Source organism: Intestinibacter sp., assembly GCF_034113885.1.
Classification (GTDB): Bacteria; Bacillota; Clostridia; order Peptostreptococcales; family Peptostreptococcaceae; genus Intestinibacter.
The window spans coordinates 1-3,877 of the sequence record NZ_JAXEWM010000203.1 but is presented as its reverse complement, the minus strand read 5'-3'; the positions used below and the strand labels follow the sequence as shown (position 1 = coordinate 3,877).

Annotated in this window: 5 protein-coding genes; 1 reads left to right on the top strand and 4 read right to left on the bottom strand. The window is 30.3% G+C overall.

What is annotated here, in order from left to right:
• Positions 1–91: 91 nt before the first annotated feature.
• The 4 genes from SPD90_RS12620 to SPD90_RS12605 all read right to left on the bottom strand — a co-directional run bounded on the left by SPD90_RS12620 (position 92) and on the right by SPD90_RS12605 (position 2,920).
• Positions 92–595 (bottom strand): SEC-C metal-binding domain-containing protein, encoded by a 504-nt coding sequence (locus tag SPD90_RS12620; RefSeq protein ID WP_320925459.1) that lies wholly within the window; start codon positions 593–595, stop codon positions 92–94.
• Between the two features lie 61 nt (positions 596–656).
• The gene (locus SPD90_RS12615; RefSeq protein WP_290686983.1) at positions 657–1,361 is read right to left on the bottom strand and encodes a UPF0489 family protein; all 705 of its coding nucleotides are present in this window, start codon (positions 1,359–1,361) and stop codon (positions 657–659) included.
• A 21-nt stretch (positions 1,362–1,382) separates the two neighbouring features.
• Positions 1,383–2,048, bottom strand: a complete 666-nt coding sequence (locus SPD90_RS12610) for an RluA family pseudouridine synthase (RefSeq protein WP_290686984.1) — start codon at positions 2,046–2,048, stop codon at positions 1,383–1,385.
• A complete protein-coding gene (locus tag SPD90_RS12605; RefSeq protein WP_290686985.1) occupies positions 2,048–2,920 on the bottom strand; it encodes a class I SAM-dependent methyltransferase in 873 nt (290 codons plus the stop codon). Before SPD90_RS12605 ends, SPD90_RS12610 begins: the two co-directional genes overlap by 1 nt.
• A 217-nt stretch (positions 2,921–3,137) precedes the next feature.
• On the opposite strand from SPD90_RS12605, the gene SPD90_RS12600 reads away from it, so the two are divergent.
• On the top strand, positions 3,138–3,877 hold a 740-nt coding region (locus tag SPD90_RS12600), incomplete at its 3' end, for a DUF3298 and DUF4163 domain-containing protein (protein WP_320925458.1).

Below are 3,877 nucleotides of genomic sequence, written 5' to 3'. Positions count from 1 at the left end.
AATGATAGATACAATCAAAGAAGCTGTACAATAAGGTTTTACCAAAACAAAGGAGCTGCACAATTTAATGCAACTCCTTTTATCAACAAATTTATTTGTTTTTTCCACAGCATTTTTTGTATTTTTTACCGCTTCCACATGGACATGGATCATTTCTTCCAATTTTATTTTCTTTTACAACTATTCTTGATCTGTTGTAGTCTTTAGTTATAGTTTTTCTAGTTTCTGGAGATAATATTCCATTCCATCCTTCTAATTCATATAGCCAATGTGCTTCAGCAGCTAACATGTTGTAGTATAATTTTTCCCAGTCTATTTTTATAGAAACTTGAGTATCTGCTTCTATAGCTTCTAGATCTAAGCTTTCTTCTATACTTTCGTTTATTCCATCCATGAACCCCATGAATATTTCGTTGCTTACACCATATTTAGCTGCTAATTCAGAAACAACACCTTCTACAACGTCAATTTTGTTGTTTAATATTTCATTGTATATCCCTGCTTCTGATTCTAAATAATTTTGCCAGAATTTTATTTCTTCGTCATTATTCGCATGATTTTCGCAAAGATTTTTCCAATCTGCATATAAACTCATTATAAGTTCCTCCTAAATAATTAATTTATTTTTTAAGTTTTTATTTTCTTATTTAACAATTCTATATTATATCATAATTGAATAATTCTTTTAATACCTTTATGGCATACTCTTGCTCTATAAAATACGGACTTGTAGCAATTGTAATCACTTTGGCGCCTTTTATTAAATCTTTTATCTTATTTAGCTTAAAATCATATGGAATATAGTCCATATCCTTCGAAAATATATCTAAATCTATGTCTAAAACATATTCACCATCTACTTCTATATCAAATCCGTAAGAACTATCGATTATATCAATATCAGAAAATATTTCTTTTTTTAATGCTGGTTGTATAAAGTTTCCCACGTTTAAGACCTTATTTGTGTATCTAAAAACATCATCTAAATCATCTACATCGACATCGTACTCTTCAGGCTTTCTCATGTCCTTGTGCTGGTCTACGTGAACTAATCTACAGCCTTTGTTAAACAGTCCCTTTTGCATACTTTTCATCCAAAAATAAAACGCATGATTGTGGTTATCAAATACATATACAACCTTGTCGTCTACTTCGTATTGAACTAAATTTTTAAGTCCTATTGCCTTTATTTCTGTATCCTCATCGATTTCGTTAAATACTATATTTTCTCCTAAATATACATCGTCTAATGTTCCCTTTATCAACTTCGGAACGAAAATTTTCTTATTAGTTCTTTCTTCATAAGAAAAAATATTATTTCCTACTGGTTCTTCGATGTAAAAACCTATATATCTCTCCATTTTTTCTCCTTTTGAAACAAACTAAAACATATTCCATGGATATACATCTGGTGGCTCACAAATAAATTCCATTTTTTCTTTTTTAGTTGGATGCTCTATCTCTATTTTATAAGACCACAGTGCAATTTGCTGTCCTTTTTTATTGACATTTTTTCCGTATCTTTGATCTCCGTAAAGTGGATGATTTCTGCTCGAAAATTGCACTCTTATTTGGTGCGGTCTACCTGTTTTTAAATCAACCTCTACAAGGCTAAAGCCATTATTTGATGCCAATGTCTTATAGCTCAATTTAGCGTCTTTAGCATCCTTGTGATTTTTATTTACCACACTTACCATATTAGTTTTCTTGTCTTTATATAGATAATCGCTTAAACTATCTTCTCTCTTTTTCATATTTCCATGAATTACAGCCTTATAAGTTTTTTTAAATGTTTTATTTCTAACCTGCTCAGATAATCTAGAAGCAGCCTTCGAAGTCTTAGCAAATACCATCACTCCACCAACTGGTCTATCTAATCTATGTACAAGCCCCACAAAAACATTACCTGGCTTATTGTATTTTACTTTTAAATATTTTTTAAGTAAATTTACCATATCATCATCGTTAGTATTGTCACCCTGAGATAATACGTTTACTGGCTTCTCAACTACTAACAGATGATTATCTTCGTATATTACATTTATCATTATTTAGACTCCCATCTACCAAATATACCACATGGAAGAATTTTTCCGTCTCTTGAAGCAGGTATTCCTAATTCTCCACCGTATATTTTTCCACCTTTTACTTTCTTTCCGATAGTAGTTTGAAGTACATTTTCTAGTACTATTGGAGAAAATCCTGTTGTATATGAATTTATTAAGAAAAATAATGGCTTGTCTGATAATACGTTCATACATAGATTTACGAAATCGAAAAGCTTATCTTCTATTTGCCAAACTTCTCCTTTAGGTCCTCTTCCATAAGAAGGTGGATCCATTATTATCGCATCGTATTTATGTCCTCTTCTTATTTCTCTTTCTACAAATTTTACAACGTCATCTACTATAAATCTCACCTTTCTATCTCCAAGTCCTGATAAATGAAGATTTTCCTTTGCTTGAGTAGTCATACCCTTAGAAGCATCTACGTGACAAACCTCTGCTCCAGCTGCCGCACAAGCTACAGTTGCTCCACCAGTATAAGCAAATAAATTTAAAACCTTTATAGGTCTTTTAGCATTTTTTATTTTATCCATAGACCATTCCCAATTTGCCGCTTGTTCAGGGAATAATCCTGTGTGTTTAAATCCTGTTGGTTTTATATAAAATTTTAAATTTTTATAGCTTATAGTCCATTGTTCTGGGTATTTTTTCTTGTGTTCCCATTGTCCACCACCTTTGTTGCTTCTGTGGTAATGTCCATGAGGATTTTTCCATAGAGCCCATTCTGATTCCATTGGCCATACTACTTGAGGGTCCGGTCTTCTAAGTACATATTTACCCCATCTCTCTAGTTTTTCTCCATTTCCCATATCTATAAGTTCATAATCTTTCCATTGATCCGCTAATAATAACAATTTATTACCTCCCATTATTCTATTAATCTTATGTATTATATCATATAATTACCTTTATTTTAGCTATTTTCATTACTTTATATACTTTATTTATCTTTCATAATTATAAAGTTCTTTTTTTTATAAAAAAATCATAAATATTACTAATTTATTTTTACAAACAGGAGGTGAACAGTTGTGTAAGTCTATAAAATTTTCGCTCTAGGTTTTATAGATTTTGCAACGAATTATAATGAATCAAATGAACACCAATTATATAGGCTGTATTTATAATTTATTATATATTCAATATAATGAGATTTTTGGAAGAGAGGAATTTTTTTATTTCGATATAAGCTATCCAGTTTTTTATAATGTTAAAAATGGATATTTTCAAGTAGATAAGAAAATCTTAGATAATTTAAATAAAACTGTTTACTCTAGTGTTGAAACCTTTAGAAATGGACTTTATGAAGAAATGGCTCAATATAACAAAACAGCATCAGAAAACGATCTTCCTAAAAGAGTCTATCAAGTAAATACTACTTACGACATTACCTTTAGCAAAAATCATATTTTAAGCTTCGTGCTGTATTTGACTTCTCTTAGTACTAATGAAGGACCTCAATACGAAGAATTATATAGCTTCAACATAGATTTATTAAACGGAAATCAGCTTTCTTTAAAAGATTTATTTAACCCAGGTGTAGACTATATAAATATACTTTCTAATTATATCAATAATAAAATCGCTCAAACACCAAAGCTTTTTTATCCAGATACAATCGTGGAAATTCCAGATTCACAAGCCTTTTACATAACAGATAAAGGCATAGTTTTATTCTTTGCTGAAGACGAAATCTCCCCATCTGAAGCTGGCATCCAAAAATTCTTGATCTCATTTGAAGAATTTGGTCAATATATCAATCCTAGATTTTATTGCAACCCACAAAACGTAATTAGAAGAAGAAAAAAATA